This is a genomic window from Methylobacillus sp. DLP286, assembly GCF_056636515.1.
In genome coordinates, this window is sequence record NZ_CM153145.1 from 2,121,227 (window position 1) to 2,147,723 (window position 26,497).

A 26,497-nucleotide genomic window follows, 5' to 3' on the forward strand; every position below is an offset into this window, starting at 1 on the left:
TGACTTAAGGCGGGAAGTTTCAGTTCCCGCCTTTCAATACCGCGGCAATCGCCCGCAGTTCCGCCTTGGGGTCTGCATACTCCTCATATTCGTGCGGAGTCCGCCGGTACCAATAGCGGCTGTTCCACTCGTCGCCCTCGATCTTGTGCAATACGGCATGGATCCAATGCGCAACCACGTCGTTGAAATCCTGCGCAATCTCATGGGCAGCATCCCAATCATCATTCAACGCCAGCTCCACGGCTTGTAGCAATGACTGCCGCATGATGTCACTCTCCTTCAAACAACCTAAGTCATTATGAATTCTGCAGGCCGGACCCCAATTCCTGCAAGGGTTTAAAGCCTTGATCCCCGTGTTGCATGCTTTTCAACGCCGACCCGTATATGCATTCATCGGTTGGCACGGCACCGGTTTTCGGATCACATCATTGTCATACTGTCGAGGGATGATGGCGAGGAATTTCACAAGTCAGGAATATCGCCATGCAACTCCTCAGCCAGCCCCTGCTGCGCCTAGCCAACGCCCTGGCGCTGGGCGTCATTTACGTGCAGCATACCTTGATGGACATTGTGGAAGAATTGTCTTAGTCAACAATTGTCATTTCACCGCTCCACAGCGACCCCGTGGGTGGAATTGGCAGTAAGATAGGCATTGCAGTTCCCAACAAGCCAGGACTTGGCTCAACTACCCGACGAGGAGACCTTTGCAATGAAACCGCTCATCAGCGCCCTGTTGTTATCCATCCTCTGTATCAGCACCGCCCAGGCCAACCCGCAGCAGGACAAGATGAAATCCTGCAATGCCGATGCTTCCGCCAAGAGCCTGAGCGGTGACGCCCGCAAGGATTTCATGAAATCGTGCTTGTCCGCCACCGCCGATACGCCGGCCAACACCCAGCAGGAGCGCATGAAGTCATGCAACGCCTCCGCTGGCGAAAAGAACCTCAAGGGCGACGAACGCAAGGCGTTCATGAAGAACTGCCTGTCCGGAACGCCTGAGCTGGCCGGCAATTCCCAGCAGCAGAAAATGAAGAGCTGCAATACCGAGGCAGGCAAGAAAAACCTAAGCGGCGATGCCCGCAAGGACTTCATGAAAAGCTGCCTGTCCGCCAACTAACCCGCCATCCAGCCAACCCCGGGGCCTGTTCAAGGCCGTTTCCCGGGGCTAGCCTGCCTGATTTGCCCCGCATCCGCTTGATATCCCTGCATGAATTGCGCCTGGCGCGATAGAATATAGGCAGTCATTGATAATTTATTTGTGGGAGGAGCCACGTAATGCTGATTCAAAGCCATATCGTCGACCTGGAGACCCCAACTGGCACCATGCGCACCTTTGTGCATCGTCCTGCTGGCGCAGGCCGTTTCCCTGCGATCCTATTCTACTCCGAGATATTCCAGCAGACCGGCCCGATCGAGCGTGCCGCACGCTTCCTGGCAGGCCACGGCTACGCTGTGCTGGTGCCGGAAGTCTTCCACGAACTCAACCCGATCGGCACCGTGCTCGCCTACGATGACGCAGGCCGCGACAAGGGCAATGCCGACAAATCTGCCAAGGATGTGCAAGGCTACGACAGCGACAACCGTGCCATGATCGAATGGGTACAAACCCAGCCATGGTTCAACGGCAACATCGGCGCCGCAGGCTTCTGTATCGGCGGCCACCTGGCATTCCGCGCCGCCCTGCAACCTGAAGTCAAGGCTACCGCCTGTTTCTACGCGACCGACCTGCATACCCAGGTCATCCCCAACAAGCCGGGCCAGCACAGCATGGAACGCCTGGCCGACATCAAGGGCGAACTGCTCATGATCTGGGGCAAGCAGGACAACCACATCCCGACCGCAGGCCGCGTGCAGGTCTACCAACAATTGACCGATGCGGGCCTCAGCTTCACCTGGCACGAGTTCAACGGCCAGCACGCCTTCATGCGCGACGAGGGCGAGCGCTACGACCCGCAGCTCGCCGCCACGGGCTACCAGCTGGCCTTGCAGCTGTTCAGCAATACGCTGTAAGCACTTCAGAAACCACAGGCAACTGTGGTTTTTATCCGTTATGAGACAACTACCTCGACCTTTCAACCAACGTTGAATTCAATACCTTAAACTGCCCCAGTAGTTCAGGCCTCAATACCTGATAAAATCATTCGCATCAGTTGATGCCTAAAGAATAGATTGTCACGAAATATGGATAAGGTGACTACGCCTTTCATAAGCGTGCCGCGTGCTTGATCATGACACGTCATATCCAGGCAAAGACTAGCGTGGACTAGCAATACTCACTTAACAGCCAGCACACGACAATGACCCATCACGATTTCATTAAGGTAAATAACTATGGCACAAGCTGATACCCTGGTCGCCCTGGTAAAAGCAGCCAGCAGCGGCGACCAACCTTCTTTTCGGAAGTCGACCGAAGCCTTGATTCAAGAAGAACGCGGCAAGGGGCACCGAATACTGGCCGATCGCCTGGAAAAGGCATTACGAGCGCCTGCTCATCAACCAACCTTGTTCCAGTCTTCCACGGCAACGACGCGACCAACCCAGACTGGGGGTGTCGCGCAGAAAGATCTGATTGCCGAGTTGACACCGGAGCGCTCACTCGAAAGCTTGGTGCTTAACGAAAGTATTCGCGGGCAATTACGAGAAGTTGTCGAGGAGCAGCATCGTGCCGAGTTGCTGCATGCTCACGGCTTGAGCCCAAGGCACCGAATCCTGCTGGTTGGATCGCCAGGAAACGGTAAAACATCGGTTGCTGAAGCGTTAGCATTTCAATTGATGGTGCCGCTGATCGTTGTGCGTTATGAGTCGTTGATTGGCAGCTACCTGGGCGAAACTTCTATACGCTTGAAAGCCTTGCTTGACTACGCTCGAACACGGCGCTGCGTGTTGTTCTTTGACGAGTTCGAAACATTGGGCAAAGAGCGAGGTGACACTCATGAAACGGGGGAGATAAAGCGTGTAGTCAGCTCTTTGCTTCTTCAACTCGACGATCTTCCAGATTATGTCGTTGTCGTTGCTGCTAGTAATCACCCAGAGCTTTTGGATAGGGCCGTTTGGCGGCGCTTTCAGGTTCGACTGGAACTCCCTCTTCCCACTCGCGCACAGTTGACCGCGTTCGTCGCCACTATCAGTGAACGCAGCAAGGTCAATTTTGGCTTGGCCAATGAGACTGTCGCAAAAAGACTTTTAGGCCTCAGTTTTTCAGAGGTGGAAGAGTTTTGCTTGGGAGTAGTCCGGAGAGCGGTACTAGATCAGAAGGTGGATGACGCCAGAACCATCGTCTCTTCCAGGTTGGAACAATGGAAGAAGCGGTTGAAACCTGCCAATAAAGAAGTATCAGACGAATAAGGCACAAGGAGGGGGATATGCCTGATGAGTACTTGCCATTACTGGTTTTTCCTGAAAAGCGAATTCTCCAGCCAGAAAAGGGCAACGGTTTTCCTCCGGGAAAACAGAATTTGCCCGGCCATGGTGCCCAGGTAGCCCGTATTGGAAGACAGATCGAACATCTGGAAGAAGACTTCGCACGCTATCAGGCCAGCCTGACTGGTGCTCTGGCCGGGCTCGAACCTGAAATGGTCCTAGTCATCGAGATCGTTGGACGTCTGGACGACTTCCGACAAGCCGTTGAAGCGGCTGGCTTAGAGTGGCTAGGGGAGACGGAAATCGACGACCTGGAGGCTGAGGATGAAGGCTTCCATGAGCAAGATGCTGCCGGTCAACCTGCGGTTAAGCCGCTGAGCGGTCGCATGTTTCTGGCCATGAGCAACATGGCTGGCTTGCAAGAGATTCTCGCGCTTTGGGAGCAATGGAAAGCCAATAGAGGCCTGCCCCACGGAAAAACAAAGTGGAAAGCCGTTTTCGAGCAATTGAACATGCTGAGGCGCTGGGGCATTGAGGAGACATTGGTTGAAACAGGAATGATCGACCGCTGGCAGGACCTGCTTGAACCCCTTGACCCCGAAGAGAAGATCAGATTTCAGATTGAGCTTTTCTACCGCAAGATGGTTGAGAAGCGTCGAAATAATGAAGCAGCAATTCGTTCATTGCTTGAAGGCCTCGGAGGCCAAACGCTTTCGGCGTTCCTTGATATGCCTCAGATCGCATTCCATGCGGTCAAGGCCGAATTGCCTGCTCACGCCATTCAATCGCTGCTCCATCAAGTAGCTGCAGATGGAGCTGATATCGACATCGAACTGTTCAAATTCGCCGGCATCATGTATTTCCGCCCTACCGGGCAAAGCCTGGCGGTTTCTGAGGAGGGCGAGGGAGAGCCGGCTGCGTTCCCCGAAAGTGTCAGTGACCTTCCTCCTGTCGCAGCGCTCCTTGATGGCGCTCCATTGCAATTGCATGAAGCGCTGAAAGATCGACTGCTGGTTGATGACGTCTTTGGCTTGGAGGCCTCTTATCAACCTGGCGAGCGCAAGCATGGCACTGCCATGGCTTCCTTGATTCTTCATGGGGATCGCAGCAATCCCGAGTCCGAACCGCTACCGCACAAACTGTATTGCATCCCGGTGATGCAGCCTGACCATCAGACACGCGAACATGATGAACATATGCCGGATGACGTTTTCTTTGAAGACCGCATCCATATTGCCGTTCGGCGCATGTTCGAAGGCTCTGGCGACGTCCCCGCGCAAGCGCCTACAGTCAAGGTCATCAATCTTTCCATTGGTGATACAGCGCGGGAATTTATCCATACGCCAAGTCCTTGGGCACGGTTACTCGACTGGTTGGCCTACCGCCACCGCGTGCTGTTCTGCGTAAGCGCAGGCAACTACTGCGACGAGATTGATATCGGACTCAATCAGCAGCAGTTCGCCACTCTTTCTGATGGAGAGAAGATAAGCGCCACCGTTAAAGCGATATCAAATAGCTTGACTTCCCGGCGTCTGCTTTCGCCGGCAGAAGCGATGAACGTCCTTACGGTAGGAGCCGCTCATGCCGATGACTCTGGAGATGCATATCCGCGATTTGGCCAGCGTGTCGATGTGCTGCCTTCACCAACACTGTTTAGCCCTGCCACCCGCCTAGGCTTTGGTTTTAAACGCTCCATAAAGCCTGACATCCTCATGCCCGGAGGGCGGCAACTCTACAACGCCCCTGTGCTGAATGGTTCTACCCAGTACAGTGTCAACAACTCCATCGGTGCGCCAGGCCAAAAGGTCGCACTGGACAGCGAGCAGCAAGGCGTTTTGAACAAAGTAGCTTTCTGGCGTGGCACCAGCAATGCGACGGCGCTGGCCACACGCGGTGCGGTGCGGCTGTACGACATGCTGGACAGACTACGCAACGAGGAGGGGGAGGATATTCCCGAGACGTTGATGTCGGTGCTGATGAAAGCGCTACTGGTACATGGCGCTAAGCAAGACGACGCTGGCAAGCAACACATCGAACAAGCGTTGAAAGATGCGCGCAACTCTCGTCAGTTCAAGCAAGTCATCACGCGCTATCTTGGCTATGGCGCGGTAGATATCGAGCGTGTGCTGACCTGCACTGCTCAACGGGCAACCGTTTTAGGCTGCGGAGAAATACGGGAAAACGAGGTACATGAATACGCCTTCCCCATCCCTCCTGGTTTTTCTTCCCAAAGGATTTGGCGGCGGTTGGTCGTGACTCTCGCTTGGCTGACACCAATCAATCCGGACCACCGCAATCTTCGAGAAGCCAAGCTGACGCTAGAGCCAGGAGGGGGAAATTGGTCCAGTCAGATCCTTAAACTGGATCGTCAGGACGGTGACCACAATCAGGTCGAGCGTGGCACCGTGCAGCATGAAGTGCTGGAAGGCAAGAAGCAGATCCAGGCCTTCGAGGATGGCGAGACCTTGCGCATTCGCGTCACCTGCAAAAAGGACGCGACTGCACGCCTTGATGCTGTCATTCCCTACGGGCTCGCTGTGACGTTGGAAGCGACGGAAGACATTCCGATCTACCAGCAAGTCCGCGCCCGTATCAAGCAGCCGGTGCGTATTGCACCGGGCATAGGCCGGTGATCGCATAACGGCATGAAACATATAGAACAAGGCATTTGTGCATGAAACCCATAGAACAACAGTTCTTCAACGACCTGGAAAAGAAGCTCTGGACCGCCGCCGACAAGCTGCGCTCCAACCTCGATGCCGCCGTGTACAAACACGTTGTGCTCGGGCTGATCTTCCTCAAGTACGTCTCCGACGCCTTCGAAGAACGGCAACGCGAACTGCGCGAGCAGTTCACCAACCCGGATCATGACTACTACATGGACCCAGACGAATACGGCGGCGCAGGTACTCAGGAGTACGAAGAGAACATCGCCGCCGAGCTGGAAGTGCGCGACTACTACACCGAGAAAAACGTGTTCTGGGTGCCGGTGGAAGCCCGTTGGCAGACCCTGCGCGATTGCGCGCAATTGCCGCCCAAGGCGGCGCTGCCCTGGAACAAGGCGGGCAAGGACGAGCCGGAGGAAATGCGCTCGGTCGGCTGGCTGATCGACAACGCCATGGAAGCCGTCGAGCGCGAGAACGCCCGCCTGAAGAACGTGCTGAATAAAGACTTCGCCCGTGTCCAGCTCGACTCCAGCAAGCTGGCCGGGCTGATCAGCCACTTCTCGGATACCGACTTCAGCGCCAAGGAGTACAAGGGCCAGCCGCTGGACCTGAAATCCAAGGACATCCTCGGCCACGTCTACGAATACTTCCTCGGTCAGTTCGCTCTGGCCGAAGGCAAGAAGGGTGGCCAGTACTACACGCCCAAGAGCATCGTCACCCTGATCGTAGAAATGCTCCAGCCGTTCAAGGGCCGCGTCTACGACCCGGCCATGGGCTCCGGCGGCTTCTTCGTGCAAAGCGAGGAATTCATCGAACAGCACAGCGGCAAACCCGCCAATGGCCAAGGCAAAAAAGCCAGCGGGCAGATCAGCGTCTACGGGCAGGAGAGCAACCCCACCACCTGGCGGCTGGCCGCGATGAACATGGCCATTCGCGGTATCGACTTCAACTTCGGCAGCGGCCCGGCCGATACCTTGTTGAACGACCAGCACCCGGATCTGCGCGCTGACTTCGTCATGGCCAACCCGCCCTTCAACATGAAGGAATGGTGGAACGAAAAACTGGCCAACGACCCGCGTTGGATCGCCGGCACACCGCCGCAAGGCAACGCCAACTTCGCGTGGCTGCAGCACATGCTCTGGCACCTGGCGCCCACCGGCAGCATGGCGCTGCTGCTGGCCAACGGCTCGATGAGCTCCAATACCAACTTTGAGGGCGAAATCCGCAAGCGGCTGATCGAGGACGACTACGTGGAGTGCATGGTCGCGCTGCCCGGCCAACTGTTCACCAATACCCAGATTCCGGCCTGCATCTGGTTCCTCACCCGCGACAAACAGAATGGCTTCGCGCTGGACAAGAAGAAACGCGACCGGCGCGGTGAGTTCCTGTTCATCGACGCCCGCCAGATGGGCTACATGAAAGACCGAGTGCTGCGAGACTTCACCCCGGACGACATCCAGAAAATCGCTGATACCTTCCATGCCTGGCAGCAGGACGAGGGGTACGAGGATGTGGCTGGCTTCTGCTATTCCGCCAAGCTGGACGAAATCCGCAAGCATGAGCATGTACTCACGCCTGGTCGCTATGTGGGTGCGGTAGAGCAGGAGGACGATGGCGAACCCTTTGCTGAGAAGATGCAGCGGCTAACGGCACAACTGGCGGAGCAGTTTGCGGAGAGTGCCAAGCTGGAAGCGGAGATTAGGAAGAATCTGGTAGGACTGGGTTATGAGTACTGAATGGAGAACAATAAGTCTCGGCGAGATATGTAAATTCACCGCAGGCTCCGCATTCAAGCCCGAATATCAGGGGCAGGATTTTGGCGATTACCCATTCATCAAAGTCAGCGATATGAATATCGTTGGTAATGAGTTGTTCATCAATAATGCACAGAATTATGTAAACGAGAGCCATCGCGCAGCAATGAAGGCAAAGTTGCATCCGGCAGGCGCAACGGTTTTTGCAAAAATAGGAGTAGCACTGACAACAAATAGGCGCCGCCTACTGATTAGGCCGACCATTGTTGATAACAACATGATGTCAGCAACACCAATGGATGGTGAAGTCACCTCTCGTTTTCTATATCTTCTTTTGACATCACTTGATTTTAATACGATATCGGCAGGAACAGCGCTTCCATATTTGAATGTATCGGATCTTGAAAAAATTGAAGTTTCAGTTCCTTCTGATCTTAATATTCAGCGAGTAATTGAACGGGCTGTCGGTGCGCTTGACGACAAAATCGACCTCAACCACCGCATCAACCAAACCCTCGAAGCCATGGCGCAAGCCATCTTCAAATCCTGGTTTGTCGATTTCGACCCGGTCAAGGCCAAGATCGCAGCCATCGAACAGGGCCAAGACCCGCTGCGCGCCGCTATGCGCACCATCAGCGGCAAGACCGACGCCGAACTCGACCAGATGCCCCGCGAGCACCACGACCAACTCGCCGCCACCGCCGCGCTGTTTCCTGATGCCATGGAAGCGTCGGAGTTGGGGGAGATTCCGAAGGGATGGGAAATAAAGCGCGTTGGTGATCTGATTGAATTGGTATACGGCAAAGCTCTCAAATCAACCGACCGTAAACAAGGCTCTGTTCCTGTTTACGGGTCTGGCGGCGTCACTGGCTACCACAATGAAGCACTGGTGCCACACGGTGCAATCATTGTTGGTCGCAAAGGAACCGTGGGTAGCCTGTACTGGGAAGATAAGCCGTTTTTCCCAATCGACACAACCTTTTACGTCAAACCAAAAGCTGTGCCGATGACCTACTGCTTTTACGCCATGCAAACGCTCGGGTTGGACAAAATGAATACCGATGCGGCGGTTCCCGGCCTGAATCGTGAGAACGTGTACCGACTTGATTTGATTAAACCATCTACATCTGTTTTAAATGCCTTCGATAGGCTGGTCGGTCGGATAAGGGAGGCAATACGAGTAAATGAAACTGCAAGTCAGTCGTTGGCCGAACTCCGCGATACCATCCTTCCCAAACTCCTCTCTGGAGAGATTCCTGTAGAGACCTTGATGAACGAGGTCGGACAATGACTCAGGCAGAAACCATCCTGGAAATACAAAGTAAGGGCTACTTTGAGAAAATCCCTGTCTGGAAAGATGGTCAGAAATGCTTTGAGGTCATGGCCGACGAACGCAGCGGTCGTATTCCAGTAACCCGATTAGAATCTTGGCGGGATTACACTGAGCTACTGGAAAGCCCTTTTTTCAATCATCCAGGTGTGCAACTGATTTTTCGCGGCCAGCGCCGCTCCGACTGGAGTCTGATGCCGACCTTGGGCCGTCTATCCGACAATGGGATCGTCACCGAAAATTTGGCAGCGACTCAGCTTGAGCGATTCAAGCGCGCGATCCGAGGTCGGCTTAGTGACAATAGTCTCGTGGACGAAGATGACGAGCTTTGGTCCATTGGTCAGCATCACGGATTGATGACTCCTTTACTTGACTGGACTTATTCCCCCTATGTCGCCCTGTTTTTTGCCTTTGCCAAGGCTGACAGCAAGGATGAAGAAGAAAATCCGTATCGTGTCGTCTACGTTCTCAACAAGAGTTTTATTCTCGAGCATCAGGATGAGACTGGCATTCGGCTTTGGGAGCCACGTAAGGACAGCTATGGGAGGTTGGTTAATCAGGCTGGACTATTCACCTTCTCTCCATATGACGCCACGATAGAAAACAAGCTGGCAAATGTCTTAGCTGACGATGAGGCTTTTGAAGATGAGGGGCTGCGCTCCGCATCGGAAGAAGATCAGCCTGATTTATTGGCTCGATACATCTGCAAGATTTATATTCGCAACGAAGGGCGTGATGCATGCTTGCGCCATCTTCGGCGCATGAACGTGCATCATGCCAGTCTGTTTCCTGACCTAATCGGCGCGTCTGATTATTGCAACATCACAACCGCCGAAGCGGAGGAGGAAGCTAGCCTTGCGCGAGCTGCAGAGCGTGAGCGCTTGACCGCTACTCAATTTTTTCCAGTGCCCTCTGTTCCGGCTATTGATGTTGTGGAGGCTCCCATCATTGATTCGGAGCAGGCTTCTTTCAACATTGATGCCATCTTGCGTGCGCATCCTGATGCTCAGCAAGTGGAACCAGGACGTATAGCTTTGATTGCTAGCGAGCTGTCCCGCGATATTTCCAAACATCAGGTTGTAGATTGGGACAAGCGCGAAGACGCTCAGGCTCGAATGCGTAATGTTATCCGAGTCACGTTGCGAAAGAACGGCTATCCATCGCAACTGCGTGATGGAGTGGTCGAACAAATCATGGATGCGGTGAAGCAGCAGGCAGCGGAGGGGACATGATTACTGAACAACAATTCGAAGACCACAGCATCGCTTGGTTTCAGGAGCTTGGTTGGCAGTACGTTCAGGGTTCAAGCATTGCACCCGATGGAGAAAGCCCTGCGCGCACTGATTATCGCCAGACCGTACTGCGGGAACGCTTGTTAGTCGCGCTCACCCGCATCAATCCGCACATCCCCACTGCGGCGCTGGAGCAGGCGGCACACGAGCTTCTTACGATCAGCGAGCCGCTGCTGATCGCCCGCAACCGCCGCGCGCATCGGCTGCTGCTGTCCGGCATCCCCGTCGAGTTCTCCGAAGGCGATGAAAAGCGCACCGACCTGGTCAACGTGATCGACTTCGCCAATCCACGCAACAACGACTTCCTGCTGGTCAGCCAGTTCACCGTGACCGGCACCAAACAGCCACGCCGCCCCGATCTGGTGGCTTTCGTCAACGGCCTGCCGCTGGCGGTGATCGAGCTGAAGAACCCGGCCAACGAGCAGACCGACATCTGGGATGCCTTCAACCAGATCCAGACCTACAAGGAAGAGATTGGCGACCTGTTCAACACCAACGTGGCGGTGGTGGTCAGTGACGGCTTCACGGCACGGCTAGGTTCGCTCACGGCGAACCAGGAGCGCATGCAGCCCTGGCGGGCGATCGCCAATGAGGACGACCGGCCGCTGCTGGAATTCGAGCTGGAAACGCTGGTGCGCGGCTTTTTCGAGCCTGCGCTGTTTCTCGATTACGTGCGCCACTTCGTGCTGTTCGAACAGGACGCCGACCAGATCATCAAGAAGATCGCCGGCTACCACCAGTTCCATGCGGTGCGCGAGGCGGTGAAGGCCACGGTGATCGCCGCCAGCAATCCGAACAAGGGCATGCTGGAAGTGCAGGAGCCGCGTGCTACCTACGGTAAGGAAGTGCAGCCGGGTAGCCGCAAGGCCGGCGTGGTGTGGCATACGCAAGGCTCGGGCAAGAGCATCACCATTGCCTGCTACGCGGGCAAGCTGTTGCAGCAGCCGGAGATGAAGAACCCCACGCTGGTGGTGGTGACCGACCGCAACGATCTGGATGGGCAATTGTTCGGCACCTTTTGCGCCGCCGAAGACCTGCTTCGGCAGACGCCGGTGCAGGCCGGTAGCCGCGAGGAACTGCGCGAGATGCTGGCCTCGCGTGAGGCGGGCGGCATCATCTTCACCACGGTGCAGAAGTTCGCCTTGCTGGACGACGAAGAACAGCACCCGCTGCTGTCGGATCGCAGCAATATCGTGGTGATTTCCGACGAGGCGCACCGCAGCCAGTACGGCATGAAGGGGCGGCTGGACACCAAGACCGGCAAATATGTGTTCGGCTATGCCAAGCATCTGCGCGATGCGCTGGCCAATGCCACCTTCATCGGTTTCACCGGCACGCCAATCGCGTTGGAAGACAAGGACACGCGGGCGGTGTTCGGCGATTACGTCAGCATCTACGACATTCAGGACGCGGTGGACGATGGCGCCACGGTACCGATCTTCTATGAAAGCCGCTTGGCCAAGCTGGATGTGGACCAGGCCGAAATCGACGCGCTCAATGCCCAGGTGGATGAGGTCATCGAGGACGAGGAAGACCTCACCGCCCGCGAGAAGACCAAGAGCGATTGGGCGGCACTGACCAAGCTGGTGGGCGCCAAGCCGCGTCTGGAACAGGTGGCGGCGGATCTGGTGCAACATTTCGAGACACGCACCGCCACGCTGGAAGGCAAGGCGATGATCGTCTGCATGAGCCGCGATATCTGCGCCGAGCTGTACAACGCCATCGTCGCCCTGCGCCCGGACTGGCACGATGCCGATCCGGAGAAGGGCGCGATCAAGGTGGTCATGACCGGCTCGGCAGCGGACAAACCCTTGCTGCAGCCGCACTTGTACAGCCAGCAGGTGAAAAAGCGCCTGGAAAAGCGCTTCAAAGATCCGGCAGACCCGCTGAAGCTGGTGATCGTGCGTGATATGTGGCTGACTGGCTTCGACGCGCCCTGCTGCCACACCATGTATGTAGACAAGCCCATGAAGGGCCACAACCTGATGCAGGCCATTGCCCGCGTCAACCGGGTGTTCCGCAACAAGCCCGGTGGATTGGTGGTGGATTACATCGGCATTGCCAACGAACTTAAAGCGGCGCTCAAGACCTACACCGAATCCAAGGGCAAGGGCGACCCGGCGCACAATGCGGCCGAAGCCCTGGCGGTGCTGCTGGAAAAGCTCGACATCGTACGCGGGCTGATGCATGGCTTCGACTACAGCGGGTTCGAGACCGATGCGATGAGGCTGCTGGTGCCGGTGGCCAACCATATCCTGGGGTTGAAAGACGGCAAGCAGCGTTTCCTCGATGCCATGCTGGCCGTGAGTAAGGCGTTTTCCCTGTGCAGCACGCTCGATGAAGCCGCCGCCCTGCGCACGGAGATTGCCTTCTTCGCCGCCGTCAAGGCCGCCATCGTCAAGTTCACTACAGTGGATCGCAAGCGTTCCGACGCCGACAAGAACAGCGCGCTCAAGCAGATTCTGGACAACGCCATCGTGGCGGACGGGGTGGCGGACATCTTCGCCTTGGCGGGCTTGGACAAGCCCAACATCGGCCTGCTTTCAGACGAGTTCCTGGAAGAAGTGCGACAGATGAAGAGCCGCAACCTGGCGGTGGAACTGCTGGAAAAGCTGCTGCGTGACGAGATCAAGGCGCGGGCGCGCAACAACGTGGTGCAGGAGAAGAAGTACGGCGACCGCCTGTTGGAAACCCTGCGCAAGTACCACAACCGGGCGGTGGAGACGGCGCAGGTCATCGAGGAGCTGCTCCAGATGGCCAAGGACTTCCAGGCGGCGCTGGAACGCGAAGCGGCGCTGGGACTGAACCCGGACGAGATCGCCTTCTACGATGCATTGGCCAATAACGAAAGTGCCGTGCGCGAGTTGGGCGACGACACCTTGAAGAAGATCGCCGTCGAGATCACCGAGAAACTGCGCAACAGCACCACTGTGGATTGGCAAGTACGCGAGAGCGTGCGGGCGAAGCTGCGGATTCTGGTGCGACGCACGCTGAAGAAGTGGAAGTACCCGCCAGTGGGTGAGGATGCCGCAATCGAATTGGTGCTGAAGCAAGCAGAGTCACTAGCTAATATCTGGTCACACTAAATTCCCCGTACAACCACATTACTAATCATATGAGTTTAAAAGGAATTAATCTGAACATTGATTAACTGACACAAAGGGAGCAACCATGAAAAGAATCGCGATCTTTGCCGACGGCACCTGGAATTCGCCTGAGCAATCCCAACCCACCAACGTGCTGCACATGGCGCAGGCGGTCAGCCCGAACACGGGCGGCACAGAGCAGGTGGCGTTCTACGACTGGGGCATAGGGTCGGACGGGAACAAGATCACCGCAGGCATCACCGGCGCCGGGATAGACAAGAACATCATGGATTGCTACCGCTTTATCGTGCACAACTACGATCCCGGCGACGAGCTGTATTTCTTCGGCTTTAGCCGTGGCGCCTACACCGTGCGCTCGCTGGCCGGCTTCATCCGCAATAGTGGCTTGCTCAGGAGGAAGCATGCGGGCCGCATCGGCGAAGCCTACAAGCTCTACCGAAAGCGCTCGCGCAACAGCGGCCCAAGCGCGCCGGAAGCCACCGCATTCCGCCAGGCCTACGCCGTGGCGGATATCACCTACATCGAATTCGTCGGCGTCTGGGATACGGTAGGAGCGCTTGGCATCCCCATCCCGTTCTGGGGCACGCTGGGCGAGCGCGAGTTCCTATTCCACGATACCGAGCCCAGCAAGATCATCCTGCATGCCCGCCATGCCGTGTCGATTGATGAAAACCGCAAGGATTTCGAGCCGACATTGTGGAGCGAGAAACCTGGGCTGGACTTGAAGCAGGTCTGGTTCGCAGGGGTGCATTCCGATATCGGCGGCGGCTACCCTCAGCCTGGTTTGAGCTATTGCGCGGCCCAATGGATGATCGCGGAAGCGGAACAAAACGGACTAATTTTTGAACCTCACCTCAAGAATGCCATCCAACCTGATGCACATGACCAGCAACATAATGAGCGCAAAGGTATCTATCTGGCCCGCGAAGAGCATGTCCGTACCATCTCTGGGCCAGTTCACAAGTCGGTCAAGCAACGCTGGGAAGCCAATACAGACAACTACCGTAGCAAGAGCAAGGCCCTTGCGCGGCTGCTCGATGGAGCGGGCGGCGACTGGAGCAAGATAGCCGTGGTCTGATTCAATACGCTAACCGCTTGCCGCGCGTGAAAACGCCTTGCGCTCAGAACAAGCGACTCACAAAACTCAGCCTGGCAGCCTAGCTAGCCAATCGTCAACGGCATAAAGGCAATGCGACCGATAGTTTTGTCAGCCGCTCTACACAATAAATAAAGGAGCAACAGTGGCATTACCTCAACGCGACTTCAAGAAAAACAACGGCCATGCGGTTGCCATTTTCGGCGAGGTGCTCGCCGATGTCTTCCCCGACGGCAGCGTACTGGGCGGCGCACCGTTCAACGTAGCCCGCCACCTGCAGGCCTTCGGCCTGCATCCCGTCATGATTACACGCATTGGCCAGGATGACCTCGGGCGCGAGCTGTTGGACGAAATGCAGCGCCTCGGCATGGATACCAGCGGCGTGCAGGTCGACCCGCTCAACCCGACCGGGCAAGTCAAGGTCCGCCTCTCCCCGAAAGGGCATCAATTCGAGATCCTGCCTTCCCAGGCCTATGACTACATCCATGCCGGAGTGACGCATATGGTGACCATGGCGACCAAGCCCGACCTGGTGTATTTCGGCACTCTGGCCCAGCGCAATATGGAATCTCGCCTGGCCGTGGACAACTTCCTCAACTACGGCACCAGCCCGCGCTTCCTCGACATCAACCTGCGCGACCCTTGGTATGACAAGCATACGGTGCGCCGTTCCTTGCTGCGCGCCGATCTCGTCAAGCTCAACAACGAGGAACTGGCTACCCTGGTGAAAATGCTGCGGCTACCTGGACGCACGCCGCATGAACATGCTGCCGCGCTGATCAAGCGCTTTAATCTCGACCTGCTCCTAGTGACGGAAGGCGAGCACGGTGGATGGTTAATGGATGGGGCCGGGCAGGTCATCACCGTCGACGGCACCGAGCCGCCCGAGACCTTTGTCGATACGGTAGGCGCCGGCGATGCGTTCGCCTCGGCCTTTATCCTCGGCATACTCAAGGGCTGGCCTGCCGACGTGACCCTCGCGCGCGCCAACCAGTTTGCCGCCGCGCTGTGCGGAGTACGCGGGGCGGCGCCGTCCTCGATGGAGTTCTATGCGCCGTACAAGCAGGAGTGGCAACTATGAGCGCTCCGGACGAACGCCCTATCTACATCCTCATGATCAGCATGCATGGGTTGATCCGCTCGGAAAACCTGGAGCTGGGCCGCGATGCCGACACCGGTGGCCAGATCACCTATGTGGTCGAGCTCGCGCGCGCGCTGAGCAAGCACCCGATGGTGGAAAAAGTCGACCTGCTCACGCGCCGCATCGATGACGACAGCCTGCCGGCGGACTACAACATCCCTGAAGAGCAGCTCGAGCAGAATGCCCGTATCGTCCGCCTGCCTTGCGGCCCCAAGCGTTACCTGCGCAAGGAATCCCTGTGGCCGCACCTGGACCAGATGGTGGACCAGTGCCTGCACTTCCTGCGCAACCAGGGCGGACGGCTGCCCGACCTGCTGCATACCCACTACGCCGATGCGGGTTATGTCGGGCAACAATTATCCTTGCTGCTCGGCATCCCGCAGGTGCATACCGGGCACTCTCTCGGCCACTCCAAGCGCGAGCGCCTGCTCGCCTCGGGCCGCAAGGCATCCAGCATAGAGCGCCAGTTCAATTTCGAGCGCAGGATTGCCGCAGAAGAATCCGTGCTGGAACACGCTTCCATGATCATCACCAGCACGCAGCAGGAGATTGACGAGCAATACAGCATGTATCGGCACTTCGACCACCAGCGCTTCCGTGTCATTCCGCCCGGTACCGACACCACGCGCTTCTCGCCGCCCGGCCGCAGGAAGATCGCTTCGGAATTGCAAGAGAGCATAGACCGCTTTTTTTCCGATCCCGACAAGCCGCTGATCCTGACCATTTGTCGTCCGGAGGTACGCAAGAACCTCAAGGGCCTGGTCGCCGCCTTTGGCGAAAGCATGGAACTGCGGCAACAAGCCAACCTGCTGATCGTGGCGGGCACCCGCGACGACATCCGCAACCTGGAAGAGTCGCAACAGCAAGTCATGCAGGAGCTGCTGCTGGATATCGACCGCTACGACCTCTGGGGCAAGGTCGCCATCCCCAAGCACGTGTCCCAGGACGATATCCCCGAGCTTTACCGCCTCGCAGCGCGCCGCCGCGGGGTCTTCGTCAACGCGGCCCTCACCGAGCCGTTCGGCCTCACATTGATCGAGGCCGCCGCCAGCGGCTTGCCTTTTGTCGCGCCGGACGATGGCGGTCCGCGCGACATCGTGCAGAACTGCCGCAGCGGCCTGCTCGCCAACACATTGGAAAGCAGCGCGATTGCCGAAGCCCTGAAGGAAGTGCTGACCGACAAGAAACGTTGGCGCACCTGGGCCAAGAACGGCTTGGCAGGCATCAGGCGCCACTACATCTGGCCGGCCCATGTGAACACCTACATGAAGCAGGTGCGCCACGTGCTGCGGCGAGACCGCAAGCGCTGGCGCCGCCAGCTGGTCATCACGCTGGATTCGGGCAAGGCCTACATGCCGCTGGTCAATTCCGCCCTGATCAGCGACATCGACAACACCTTGCTAGGCGACAGGCGCTCGTTGCGCCAGTTGGTGAACTGGCTCAAGGAGCGCAAGGGCAAGTTCGCCTTCGGCATCGCCACGGGCCGCACCATCGATAGCGCGGTCGATATCCTCAAGCAATGGCAGGTGCCAGTCCCGGAAGTGCTGATCACTTCCGTCGGCAGCGAGATCCACTACGGCGCGCGCCTGATCCCCGATACCGGCTGGGCCAACCATATCCGCCACAAATGGCGGCGCGACGCGCTAGAGGAAGCCATGAAGGATTTCCCGGGATTGACGCTGCAATCCCAGGAGAACCAACGGGAGTTCAAGCTCAGCTACATCGCGGACCCGGACAAGATGCTGCCGGTCGAGGAAATCAACCGCCGCCTGCGCGACCAGCAATTGTTCGCGCAATTGATCTATTCGCACAACGAGTTCCTCGACCTGTTGCCCATCCGCGCTTCCAAGGGCCATGCCATCCGCTATCTGGCTTATAAATGGGGCGTGCCGGTCCGGCACTTCCTGGTGGCCGGGGATTCGGGCAACGACCACGAAATGCTGGTGGGCGACACGCTGGGCGTAGTGGTCGGCAACCACAGCGAAGAGCTGGACGAGCTGCGCGGCATGGAGCAAGTCTATTTCGCCCAAGGACGCTATGCGGCCGGCATCCTCGAGGGCATCGCCCATTACCGCTTCGATGAAATCGAGCCCATTCCCGTTAACGAGCACTAGCATCATCGTCACCGCAAGAAAGTGAACCGGCATGTATGAACAAGTATCCCACTCGTTGCTGAACGATATCCTGATCGGCCTCGACCCCAAGGTAGGATGTGAAGACCTCAAACACTTCTACATCCGCCTGGGGGCCAATTTCTACGCCATCCATTCCTTGTTCCACCAGCTCTATGGCGACCGGCGCGATTTCCGCCTGCAAATGCACAAGCTGGTGGCCGTCATGGCGAAGCAATACGTCAACCGTCCCCAGGAATTCCGCCAACGCGACCTGGCGCGCGAAAAGGACCATGACTGGTTCCTGAGCCAGAAACTCGCGGGCTACGCCCTCTATTGCCAGGAATACGCACAAAGCCTGAAAGGCATGCACGAGAAACTGGATTACCTGCAGGAACTGGGCATCAACCTGGTCCATATCATGCCCATCCTCGACGGTCCCAAGGGACGCAACGACGGCGGCTATGCCGTGCGCGATTTCCGCAAGATCGACGAGAAATACGGCACGCTAGACGACCTCGACGCCCTGAGCGCCGACATGCGCAGCCGCGATATGCTGCTGGTGCTCGACGTCGTGGTGAACCATACCTCTGATGAACACGAATGGGCGCTGAAAGCGCAGAAAGGCAACAAGAAATACCAAGAGTACTACTACACCTATTCGGACCGGAAAATTCCCGACCTCTTCGAGCAGACCATGCCCGAGGTGTTTCCCGAAACCGCGCCCGGCAATTTCACCTGGAACGACAAGATGGGCCGCTGGGTGATGACGGTGTTCAACAATTTCCAGTGGGACCTCAACTACAAGAATCCCGCCGTCTTCATCGAGATGATCGACATCATCCTGTTCTGGGCCAACCATGGCGCGGACGTGGTGCGCCTCGACGCCGTGGCCTTCCTCTGGAAGAAGATCGGCAGCGCCAGCCAGAACGAGCGCGAGGCGCACCTCATCCTGCAGCTCATGAAGGACTGCTGCCAGGTCACCGCGCCGGGCACCTTGTTCATCGCCGAGGCCATTGTCGCCCCGCTGGAGATCATCAAGTATTTCGGCGAGGATGCGGTCAACGCCAAGGAATGCGAGATCGCCTACAACGCGACCTATATGGCGTTGTTGTGGGAAGCCGTCGCCACCAAGAAGACCTTGCTGCTCAACCGCGGGCTGCGCAGCCTGCCCACCAAGCTCGACAGCGCCACCTGGCTCAACTATGTGCGCTGCCATGACGACATCGGCCTGGGGTTCGACGATAACGACATCCGCGCCTCGGGCTACGATCCGCAAGCGCACCGCCGCTTCCTGGTCGACTACTATACCGGCGCCTACCCGGGCTCCACGGCTACCGGCGTCGCCTTCGGCGTCAACCCCAAGACCGGCGACGCGCGCATCTCGGGCTCGCTGGCCTCGCTGGCGGGGCTGGAAACCGCATTGCTGCAAAACGACGAGCATGCCATTGACGCCAGTATCCGTACCATCATCCTGCTGCATAGCTTGATTGCCTCGTTTGGCGGCATTCCCTTGCTCTACTACGGGGACTCGATCGGCACCCTCAACGACAACACCTACCTGGACGACGAGAACAAGCACCACGACAGCCGCTGGGTGCATCGCCCCGCCCTGGACTGGAACAAGGCTGCCCGCCGCCATGAGCCGGGCACGGTGGAAAACCGCATCTTTACCGCCATCCAGAGAATACTGGCCGTACGCAAGCAAATTCCCGCTTTTGCCGACCTCAACAACCGCGAGATATTCGAGACCAGCAACCCGCACCTGTTCACCTTCCTGCGCTTCACATCGCGCGGCTTGCACTCGCGCGTGCTCGTGACCGCCAATTTCGACGTCTCGCCGCAAACCATGAACCTCAGTGAGCTCGAGGCGGTCAACCTGTTCGAGCGCCGCGAGGCCAAGGATCTCTATAGCGGGAAATCCCTCTCCACCAGGAGCGGCACCCTGGAAATCCCGCCACTCGGCTTTTATTGGCTACAGCTCTAACCCAGAAAAGGAAACCCATGCCATCATTCCTCGCTTCCCTAGGCGTGCCCGAGAACATCATCCCGCTGATCCTGTCCGGCCTGCGCATCCTGTTCATCGTCCTTGCAGCCATCATCCTCGTGCAGCTATGCAACAAGGCGATCCGCCTGCTCAAGGGCAGATTGCGCACGCATGCGCAGCAGAACCTGGAGGAGCTCAAGCGCATCGAGACCCTGGGACGCGTCATCAGCTACATCGCTTCCACCGTGATCGGCAGCATTGCCGTGATCGAGGTCCTGCACGAGTTCGGCATCTCGCTCGCGCCGGTGCTCGCCGCTGCCGGTGTCGTCGGCGTGGCCGTCGGCTTCGGCTCGCAGAGCCTGGTCAAGGATTACTTCAACGGCCTGGTCATGCTGCTGGAAAACCAGATCCGCCAGGGCGACTCGATCGAGGCTGCGGGAAAGAGCGGCACCGTGGAAGAGGTGACCCTGCGCCACATCCGTCTGCGCGACTACGAAGGCACCGTGCACTTCATCCCCAACAGCGTCATCACCACCGTGAGCAACATGAGCCGCGGCTTTGCCTACGCCGTGATCGACATCAAGGTGCCGATCGCCAGCGATTTCAGCCGCATCCTGCAGACCATGCGTGAAATCGGCAAACAATTGCGTGCGGAAGAAGCCTACCAGAACAAGATTGAAGGCGACCTCGAAGTGGCCGGCGTCGACCAGATGGACCACGAAACCGCCGTGCTGCGCGCCCGCTTCCAGGTCCGGCCATCGGAAAAGAGCAGCGTGCGCAGGGAATTCATCTACCGCTTGAAACAGGCACTGGACACACCGGTGCAAGAGGCCAGCTGACACGCGCTTTCCTCCGGGATATGCAGCCTTGGTGACAGGGCAAGCAAGATTGCAACGCTAGGGAATGCAATAACCTTCTGGCTACCCGGCTTTCAGTAGTAGAATCCCGTTTTTGTTTCTAAAACACCATCATGGGCTTCGAACAACTCGCAGAACTGAAAAAACAACTGGCAGCCAAGGCCAAGGCGGAACGTCCGGCCAAGCCCCAGGCAAAGCCAAGGACCGCCGCGCCGCGCAAGCCGGAGAACCCGGTCGACCCCGTGGTGCTCAGCATAGGCAGGCTGCAAAGGCACTTTCCCAAGACATTTCCCAAGAACCCCGCGCCCAAGCTGCCGCTCAAGATCGGCATCCACCAGGAACTGCTGGCGAAAGCCAAGGAAATCGGCCTGGAGGAAGCCGCGATCACGGATGCGGTGAAGACCTGGTGCCGCGGCACGCGCTATTGGGCCAGCATCGTCGAGGGGGCGCCTCGCGTCGACCTCGAAGGCAACCCGGCGGGAGAGGTCACGGCACGCGATGCCGCGCAGGCGCGCTCCCTGGAAGCGCGGCGCAAGCAGCCGCGCAAGCCCAAGCCGGAAGCAGCGCCAGCCGCCACTCCTCCCGAAGAGAATCCTGCAGAACCGGCCGCCTGACGCATCCTGGTGAGACCTGCCGACCTGCATGACGTCCCTGCCAATCCATCCCCGTCGCGTTGATGCCTTACCCGGTTCCCGCCGCCATCGCCGTCGTCGCCCATGACCGCCAGGTATTGCTGGTAAGGCGCGCCAACCCGCCTGATGCGGGCTATTGGGGGTTTCCGGGCGGCAAGATCAACATCGGCGAGGGCATCGAGCAGGCCGCCACCCGCGAGCTGCTCGAGGAAACCGGCATCGAGGGCAAGGCGATCAGCGTCCTGACGGCGCTGGACGCATTCTCCGGCGATGCTCAGCCTTCTAGCCAGCAGCATTTCATCTTGATCGCGGTGCTATGCCGGTGGATTTCAGGCACGCCGGCTCCCGCCGACGATGCCCTGGAGACAGGGTGGTTCTCGCTCGACGCGCTCCAAGACACCAACCTGCTGTTGAGCAAGGATGTGGCCGAGGTCGCCCGCCTGGGCATATCGCACATGGCTGCTGACGGATGTTAGCGCCGATATTGGATAGGACATGAACGTTACCGGCATCTTGCTCGCGGCCGGCCACTCCCGTCGCTTCACTCATGGCAACAAGCTGCTTTTCCCGTTACAGCCGGGACAGCCGACCGCAATCGTCTCCGCGCAACACCTGCTCGCGGCCTTGCCCGAGAGCCTGGCCGTGGTCAGGCCCGAGACTCCCGATCTCGCCACATTGCTTTCAGGCATCGGCATGGAAGTCCTCCTCTGCCAGCCCGAGCAGCAGGAAATGGCCGACAGTCTGGCTGCCGCCGTGCGGCATGTCCTTTTACGGCCCGCGCCTCCGGATGCCGTCGTGGTAGCGCTGGCGGATATGCCGTTCATCCGCCCGGAGACTATTGCCGCCGTCGCCGGGCAGCTCGCGGCAGGCGCACATATCGCCGCGCCTGCGTACCAAGGGGTACGCGGACACCCGGTAAGCTTAGGCAGGCGTTTTTTTACCGAGCTGGCGAGCTTGAGCGGCGACGAGGGCGCACGCTCGGTGCTGCGCCGCCATGCAAAAGAAATTCGGCTACTGGAATGCGATGACCCGGGCATCCTGCAGGACTTCGACACCTGGGAGGAACTGCAGCGCTTATTGCCGCAACCCTGACCGGGCAAGCCTGCAGGAAGAAAGCAAAAGCAATCTAGCGGCTTGGTTTAGGATGTCCCAGAGCGGCTGACAACTCAGCGAAGCGGTCCTGGCAAGGCGTTCCGCTTCAGGTAGTACAAGAAGCAGTATGGCGACAGGGCAACCGACGCCAGGAAAGTTTTGTTCGCCTCTCCGCTCTTAACTGGCGCAAGCGCTGCCTGCCGACAGCGCATTTGCAATCGACTGGCTGGTGATCGCCGCCGCACGCTGCTGCGAGCGGATCTGGATGATCTCGGCCAGGATCGCGACCGCGATTTCCGCAGGAGTGCGGCTGCCGATAGGCAGGCCTACCGGGCCGTGCAAGCGGCTGATTTCCTCCTCGTTGAGGTCGAACATGCGCATGCGCTCGCGGCGCTTATCCTGGTTGAGCCTGGAGCCGAGCGCGCCGACGTAGAAGGCTTCCGAGCGCAATGCCTCCAGCAAGGCCATGTCGTCAAGCTTGGGGTCGTGCGTCACCGCCACGATCGCGGTATAGGCGTCAGGCGCAATCTCCAGCACCACGTCATCCGGCATGCCTTCGCACCATTGCACGCCATCGACCTGCCATTGCGCGCGGATTTCCTCGCGCGGGTCGCACAACAGCACATTGAATTCCAGCGCCTGCGCCATGCTCGCGAGCATGGCGCCCAGCTGGTTGGCGCCGATGACCAACAAGCGCCATTGCGGGCCGAAATAATGGTGGAACCAGCCATCCTCCAGGCAAGCCACGGCACCCGGCATGGCCTCGCCAAGCATGAACTCGCTGGTGCCGAGCCGCACTGAGCGGCGCAACAGCCTGCGTTGCCGCAGGCTTTCCAGGACCGGCCGTAGAGCATCGGCATCCGTCACCTGCTCGACGAAAATCTGCAGTCGGCCGCCGCAAGGAATGCCATACCGCTGCGCCTCGTCGCGGCTGACGCCATATTCGAGCAAGCCATTCACCTCCGGCAGGCGGCCGTGGCGCGCCCGATCGATCAGCTCGTCCTCGATGCAACCGCCGGAAACGGAGCCCAGCAACTGGCCGTCGTCCCGCAACGCCAGCATGGCGCCCGGCAGGCGCGGCGACGAGCCCCAGGTGCGCACCACGGTGCACAGGTGCACGCGATGGCCCGCCTGCAACCAGGCGATGGCATGTTCCAGCACTTCCTGCTCAGGGACATGCATGAGCTTATGCCTTCAACTGGTCGCGGATCGGCAACGTGCGGATGCGCTTGCCCGTCGCGGCAAAAATGGCGTTGCAGATCGCAGGGGCGATCGTCGGCGTCACAGGCTCGCCGATGCCGCCCAGCGGCACATCCAGCTTGTGCTCGACCAGATGCACGCGAATCTCGCGCGGCGCCTCCTCTATGCGCATCACCTGGTACTCATGGAAATTGCTCTGCTGGGCAACGCCGTTCTTGAAGCTGATCTCGCCCGTGAGCGTCAGGCTGGCGCCCATGATGCACGCGCCCTCCGCCTGCGAGCGGATACGGTCCGGGTTGACCTGCGGACCGCAATCCACGGCGATGTCCACGCGCGGAATGCTGATCTCGCCGTCATCGCCCACCACCACCTCGACCACGGCGGCAACATAGGTGACGAAGCTGTAGCAGAACGCCAAGCCCAGGCCGTGACCCTTGGGCAGCTTGCGTCCCCAGCCGGCTTTCTGCGTGGCCAGTTCCACCACGTGGCGCATGCGCCCGGTATCCAGCGGGTAGCGCTCGGGCGACTCGCCGTAGTTCCAGCTATCAGAGATGCTGTCCGGGGCGACCTTGCGCGCGGGGCCGAGCAGGTCCAATAGGTAATCGCGGTGGTCGCGCTTGGCCTTGTGCGCCAGCTCGGCCACGAAGGACTGGGTGGCAAAGGCGTGCGGAATATTGGACACCGAGCGGAACCAGCCGATACGGGTATGCGCGGGCACTTCAGGACTCTCGACCCGCATGTTGGGGATGTTGAACGGCAGGTTCACCGCCCCCATGCCGAGCTCGAACGGCGCGCCGCCCTTGGCGTTCTCGACGAAGGTCGAGGCGATGGTAGGCGCCGTCGTGCGGTGCAGCCATGCTGTCGGTACGCCCTTGGCATCCAGTGCGGCCTCGATGCGCTCGAGCGAGACCGTATGGAAATAGTCGTGGTGCAGGTCGTCCTCGCGCGTCCAAGTGACCTTAACCGGCTTGCCGTCCATCGCCTGGGAAAGCAGGGCGGCTTCCACCACAAAATCCGGCTTGGATTTGCGGCCGAAACCGCCGCCGAGCAAGGTGACGTTGACGCGAACGTTTTCCGGCTTGAAGCCGAGATGGCCGGCCAAGGCGTTCACCGTCGCTTGCGGGTCCTGCACGCATGCCCAGGCCTCGCATTTGCCGTTGACGATGCGCACGGTCGCTGCCGGCGGCTCCATGGTGCTGTGGGCAATATGCGGCTGGTAATATTCGGCGGCAAAAATCTGCTTGGATTTTGCCAGCACGCCCGCGGCGTCGCCGTTGTTGCGCACGGCCTTGGCTGGCTTGCGTGCGGCATCCTCCAGGGTTTTGCGGAAGGCGGGCGAGTCGTAAGCAGCATTCGCGCCGTGGTCCCAGTCGATCTTGAGCGCCTCGCGTCCCTTGATGGCAGCCCAGGTATTGCTCGCCAGCACCGCGATGCCGCCCAGGGGGTGGAACAATGGCGGCAGGCTGCTGCTTTGCAGCTCGATGACCTTGGCAACGCCCGGCACCTTGAGCGCGGCGCTGGCATCGAAGGACTTCACCTTGCCGCCGAATACCGGCGGCCGCGCCACCACGGCATACAGCATGCCTTCCAGCCTGGTATCGATGCCGTAATGCGTGGTGCCGGTGACGATTTTCTGGCCATCGACATTGCGCGTGTTCTGTTTGCCGATGTAGCGGAACTCCGAAGCCGGCTTGAGCTTCAATTGCGCTTTCGCAGGCACGGGAATCTTGGCCGCTGCCGTCGCCAGCTCGCCGTAACCCAGCGTCTTGCCGCTAGGCTTGTGGATGACCTGATGCTGCCTTGCCTGCACTTCGCCGACAGGCACGCCCCAAGTGGCGGCAGCGGCGGCTTCCAGCATCATGCGGGCCGTTGCGCCGATGCGGCGCATAGGCTCGAAGTGGTGGCGCATGCTGCGCGAGCCGTCGGTGTTCTGATTGCCATACCGCGCCTCGTTGCCCTCGGCCTGCACCACGTTGACCCGCGCCCAGTCCGCCTCCAACTCGTCAGCCACCACCAAGGGCAGGCTGGTACGCACGCCCTGGCCCATTTCCGAGCGGTGCGCGACGATGTTGACGATGCCGTCCGTACCGATGGAGACGAATACCAGCACGTCCTCCTTGAGGCCGCCCGGCATGGCGTCGCCGCCGTATTTCTTAGGTTCTTCCACTGCGGCGCGCACCAGGCCGTTGACGCCGATCGTAAGGGCGAGGCCGGTCGCCAGGCCCATGCCCTTGAGCAGCCGCCGGCGGCTGAGGTCCGGCAAATCCAATACCAGTTCCCGGCTCATTTCGCACCCTCCTTGGCAGCAAGCTTGATCGCCGCGCGGATGCGCGGATAAGTGCCGCAGCGGCAGATATTGCCGCTCATGGCTTCGTCGATATCCTCGTCCGTGGGATTGGGCGTGGAACGCAGCAACGCGGTCGCCGACATGATCTGCCCGGCCTGGCAATAGCCGCACTGGGCGACGCCCAGCTCCAGCCAGGCCGCCTGCACCGCCTTGCCGACCTTGTCCTCGCCCACGGCCTCGACCGTCGTGATTTTCTTGCCCACCGCGGCCGAGACCGGGGTGACGCAAGCCCTGACGGGCTCGCTGTCCAGATGCACGGTGCATGCCCCGCACAACGCCATGCCGCAGCCGAACTTGGTCCCGGTCAACTGTGCGATATCGCGGATCGCCCACAGCAAGGGCATATCGTTCGGCACATCGAGCTGCTGGCTTTTGCCGTTGATGTCCAGCGTTACCATGTGAATTCCTTTCTTTTTTTGCAAACCGGCAAACGCTATATACAATTAAATATATCGTTTGCTATCAATGGGATATGCCGAGTATGCGCAAATTCCCCTATTCTATAAATGGAAATATGCTCATTTT

20 protein-coding genes are annotated in these 26,497 nt (G+C 58.9%); 16 read left to right on the top strand and 4 right to left on the bottom strand.

Translation table 11 applies throughout. From position 1 onward, the window contains the following. Positions 1-19: 19 nt before the first annotated feature. Positions 20-265: a hypothetical protein gene (locus ACWXTG_RS10120; protein WP_480219807.1), complete on the bottom strand. Its 246-nt coding sequence runs from the start codon at positions 263-265 to the stop codon at positions 20-22. 444 nt (positions 266-709) lie between these two features. On the opposite strand from ACWXTG_RS10120, the gene ACWXTG_RS10125 reads away from it, so the two are divergent. The 16 genes from ACWXTG_RS10125 to ACWXTG_RS10200 all read left to right on the top strand — a co-directional run bounded on the left by ACWXTG_RS10125 (position 710) and on the right by ACWXTG_RS10200 (position 22,425). After that, a complete protein-coding gene (locus tag ACWXTG_RS10125) occupies positions 710-1,117 on the top strand; it encodes a PsiF family protein (protein ID WP_480219808.1) in 408 nt (135 codons plus the stop codon). 158 nt (positions 1,118-1,275) lie between these two features. Further along, positions 1,276-2,010, top strand: a complete 735-nt coding sequence (locus tag ACWXTG_RS10130) for a dienelactone hydrolase family protein (protein ID WP_480219809.1) — start codon at positions 1,276-1,278, stop codon at positions 2,008-2,010. Positions 2,011-2,331: 321 nt separating this feature from the next. After that, on the top strand, positions 2,332-3,345 hold the full coding sequence (locus ACWXTG_RS10135; protein ID WP_480219810.1) for an AAA family ATPase: 1,014 nt from the start codon (positions 2,332-2,334) through the stop codon (positions 3,343-3,345). A 17-nt stretch (positions 3,346-3,362) separates the two neighbouring features. Then, the gene (locus ACWXTG_RS10140; protein ID WP_480219811.1) at positions 3,363-5,993 is read left to right on the top strand and encodes a S8 family peptidase; all 2,631 of its coding nucleotides are present in this window, start codon (positions 3,363-3,365) and stop codon (positions 5,991-5,993) included. Positions 5,994-6,034: 41 nt separating this feature from the next. Continuing rightward, positions 6,035-7,762, top strand: coding sequence for a class I SAM-dependent DNA methyltransferase (locus ACWXTG_RS10145; protein ID WP_480219812.1), 1,728 nt, complete (start codon positions 6,035-6,037; stop codon positions 7,760-7,762). Continuing rightward, positions 7,752-9,071, top strand: coding sequence for a restriction endonuclease subunit S (locus tag ACWXTG_RS10150; protein ID WP_480219813.1), 1,320 nt, complete (start codon positions 7,752-7,754; stop codon positions 9,069-9,071). Before ACWXTG_RS10145 ends, ACWXTG_RS10150 begins: the two co-directional genes overlap by 11 nt. Continuing rightward, complete coding sequence (locus tag ACWXTG_RS10155; RefSeq protein WP_480219814.1) at positions 9,068-10,342, top strand: FRG domain-containing protein; 1,275 nt, start codon at positions 9,068-9,070, stop codon at positions 10,340-10,342. Before ACWXTG_RS10150 ends, ACWXTG_RS10155 begins: the two co-directional genes overlap by 4 nt. Next, positions 10,339-13,488, top strand: a complete 3,150-nt coding sequence (locus tag ACWXTG_RS10160) for a type I restriction endonuclease subunit R (protein WP_480219815.1) — start codon at positions 10,339-10,341, stop codon at positions 13,486-13,488. The genes ACWXTG_RS10155 and ACWXTG_RS10160 overlap by 4 nt, the downstream gene beginning before the upstream one ends. Before the next feature lie 85 nt (positions 13,489-13,573). After that, positions 13,574-14,587, top strand: a complete 1,014-nt coding sequence (locus ACWXTG_RS10165) for a DUF2235 domain-containing protein (RefSeq protein WP_480219816.1) — start codon at positions 13,574-13,576, stop codon at positions 14,585-14,587. A gap of 163 nt (positions 14,588-14,750) precedes the next feature. Next, entirely contained in the window at positions 14,751-15,686 is a 936-nt protein-coding gene (locus ACWXTG_RS10170; RefSeq protein WP_480219817.1) for a carbohydrate kinase family protein, read from the top strand. After that, positions 15,683-17,860, top strand: coding sequence for an HAD-IIB family hydrolase (locus ACWXTG_RS10175; protein WP_480219818.1), 2,178 nt, complete (start codon positions 15,683-15,685; stop codon positions 17,858-17,860). The genes ACWXTG_RS10170 and ACWXTG_RS10175 overlap by 4 nt, the downstream gene beginning before the upstream one ends. Before the next feature lie 31 nt (positions 17,861-17,891). Next, complete coding sequence (locus ACWXTG_RS10180; protein WP_480219819.1) at positions 17,892-19,844, top strand: amylosucrase; 1,953 nt, start codon at positions 17,892-17,894, stop codon at positions 19,842-19,844. Positions 19,845-19,861: 17 nt separating this feature from the next. After that, positions 19,862-20,683 carry a mechanosensitive ion channel family protein gene (locus ACWXTG_RS10185; RefSeq protein ID WP_480219820.1) on the top strand — a complete coding sequence of 274 codons (822 nt, stop codon included), beginning with the start codon at positions 19,862-19,864 and terminating at the stop codon, positions 20,681-20,683. Positions 20,684-20,814: 131 nt separating this feature from the next. Next, positions 20,815-21,315: a ProQ/FinO family protein gene (locus ACWXTG_RS10190; protein ID WP_480219821.1), complete on the top strand. Its 501-nt coding sequence runs from the start codon at positions 20,815-20,817 to the stop codon at positions 21,313-21,315. Between the two features lie 62 nt (positions 21,316-21,377). Continuing rightward, positions 21,378-21,809, top strand: a complete 432-nt coding sequence (locus tag ACWXTG_RS10195; protein WP_480219822.1) for an NUDIX hydrolase — start codon at positions 21,378-21,380, stop codon at positions 21,807-21,809. A gap of 19 nt (positions 21,810-21,828) precedes the next feature. Then, positions 21,829-22,425 carry a nucleotidyltransferase family protein gene (locus tag ACWXTG_RS10200; protein ID WP_480219823.1) on the top strand — a complete coding sequence of 199 codons (597 nt, stop codon included), beginning with the start codon at positions 21,829-21,831 and terminating at the stop codon, positions 22,423-22,425. A gap of 177 nt (positions 22,426-22,602) precedes the next feature. Here ACWXTG_RS10200 and ACWXTG_RS10205 read toward each other — a convergent pair whose 3' ends face one another. Genes ACWXTG_RS10205 through ACWXTG_RS10215 form a run of 3 tightly spaced genes read right to left on the bottom strand, consistent with a single transcriptional unit; the run spans position 22,603 to position 26,370 of the window. Further along, positions 22,603-23,607 (bottom strand): XdhC family protein, encoded by a 1,005-nt coding sequence (locus ACWXTG_RS10205; protein ID WP_480219824.1) that lies wholly within the window; start codon positions 23,605-23,607, stop codon positions 22,603-22,605. A gap of 4 nt (positions 23,608-23,611) precedes the next feature. Further along, positions 23,612-25,912 carry a xanthine dehydrogenase family protein molybdopterin-binding subunit gene (locus ACWXTG_RS10210; protein WP_480219825.1) on the bottom strand — a complete coding sequence of 767 codons (2,301 nt, stop codon included), beginning with the start codon at positions 25,910-25,912 and terminating at the stop codon, positions 23,612-23,614. Continuing rightward, positions 25,909-26,370 (bottom strand): (2Fe-2S)-binding protein, encoded by a 462-nt coding sequence (locus tag ACWXTG_RS10215; RefSeq protein ID WP_407996259.1) that lies wholly within the window; start codon positions 26,368-26,370, stop codon positions 25,909-25,911. Before ACWXTG_RS10215 ends, ACWXTG_RS10210 begins: the two co-directional genes overlap by 4 nt. Between the last annotated feature and the right edge of the window lie 127 nt (positions 26,371-26,497).

Coding starts and splice junctions, on each gene's coding strand:
- ACWXTG_RS10135 (WP_480219810.1), top strand. CDS start 2,332: ATGGCACAAGCTGATACCCTGGTCGCCCTGGTAAAAGCAGCCAGCAGC.
- ACWXTG_RS10200 (WP_480219823.1), top strand. CDS start 21,829: ATGAACGTTACCGGCATCTTGCTCGCGGCCGGCCACTCCCGTCGCTTC.
- ACWXTG_RS10195 (WP_480219822.1), top strand. CDS start 21,378: ATGCCTTACCCGGTTCCCGCCGCCATCGCCGTCGTCGCCCATGACCGC.
- ACWXTG_RS10210 (WP_480219825.1), bottom strand. CDS start 25,912: ATGAGCCGGGAACTGGTATTGGATTTGCCGGACCTCAGCCGCCGGCGG.
- ACWXTG_RS10180 (WP_480219819.1), top strand. CDS start 17,892: ATGTATGAACAAGTATCCCACTCGTTGCTGAACGATATCCTGATCGGC.
- ACWXTG_RS10150 (WP_480219813.1), top strand. CDS start 7,752: ATGAGTACTGAATGGAGAACAATAAGTCTCGGCGAGATATGTAAATTC.
- ACWXTG_RS10140 (WP_480219811.1), top strand. CDS start 3,363: ATGCCTGATGAGTACTTGCCATTACTGGTTTTTCCTGAAAAGCGAATT.
- ACWXTG_RS10215 (WP_407996259.1), bottom strand. CDS start 26,370: ATGGTAACGCTGGACATCAACGGCAAAAGCCAGCAGCTCGATGTGCCG.
- ACWXTG_RS10125 (WP_480219808.1), top strand. CDS start 710: ATGAAACCGCTCATCAGCGCCCTGTTGTTATCCATCCTCTGTATCAGC.
- ACWXTG_RS10185 (WP_480219820.1), top strand. CDS start 19,862: ATGCCATCATTCCTCGCTTCCCTAGGCGTGCCCGAGAACATCATCCCG.
- ACWXTG_RS10155 (WP_480219814.1), top strand. CDS start 9,068: ATGACTCAGGCAGAAACCATCCTGGAAATACAAAGTAAGGGCTACTTT.
- ACWXTG_RS10145 (WP_480219812.1), top strand. CDS start 6,035: ATGAAACCCATAGAACAACAGTTCTTCAACGACCTGGAAAAGAAGCTC.
- ACWXTG_RS10165 (WP_480219816.1), top strand. CDS start 13,574: ATGAAAAGAATCGCGATCTTTGCCGACGGCACCTGGAATTCGCCTGAG.
- ACWXTG_RS10130 (WP_480219809.1), top strand. CDS start 1,276: ATGCTGATTCAAAGCCATATCGTCGACCTGGAGACCCCAACTGGCACC.
- ACWXTG_RS10190 (WP_480219821.1), top strand. CDS start 20,815: ATGGGCTTCGAACAACTCGCAGAACTGAAAAAACAACTGGCAGCCAAG.
- ACWXTG_RS10175 (WP_480219818.1), top strand. CDS start 15,683: ATGAGCGCTCCGGACGAACGCCCTATCTACATCCTCATGATCAGCATG.
- ACWXTG_RS10205 (WP_480219824.1), bottom strand. CDS start 23,607: ATGCATGTCCCTGAGCAGGAAGTGCTGGAACATGCCATCGCCTGGTTG.
- ACWXTG_RS10120 (WP_480219807.1), bottom strand. CDS start 265: ATGCGGCAGTCATTGCTACAAGCCGTGGAGCTGGCGTTGAATGATGAT.
- ACWXTG_RS10160 (WP_480219815.1), top strand. CDS start 10,339: ATGATTACTGAACAACAATTCGAAGACCACAGCATCGCTTGGTTTCAG.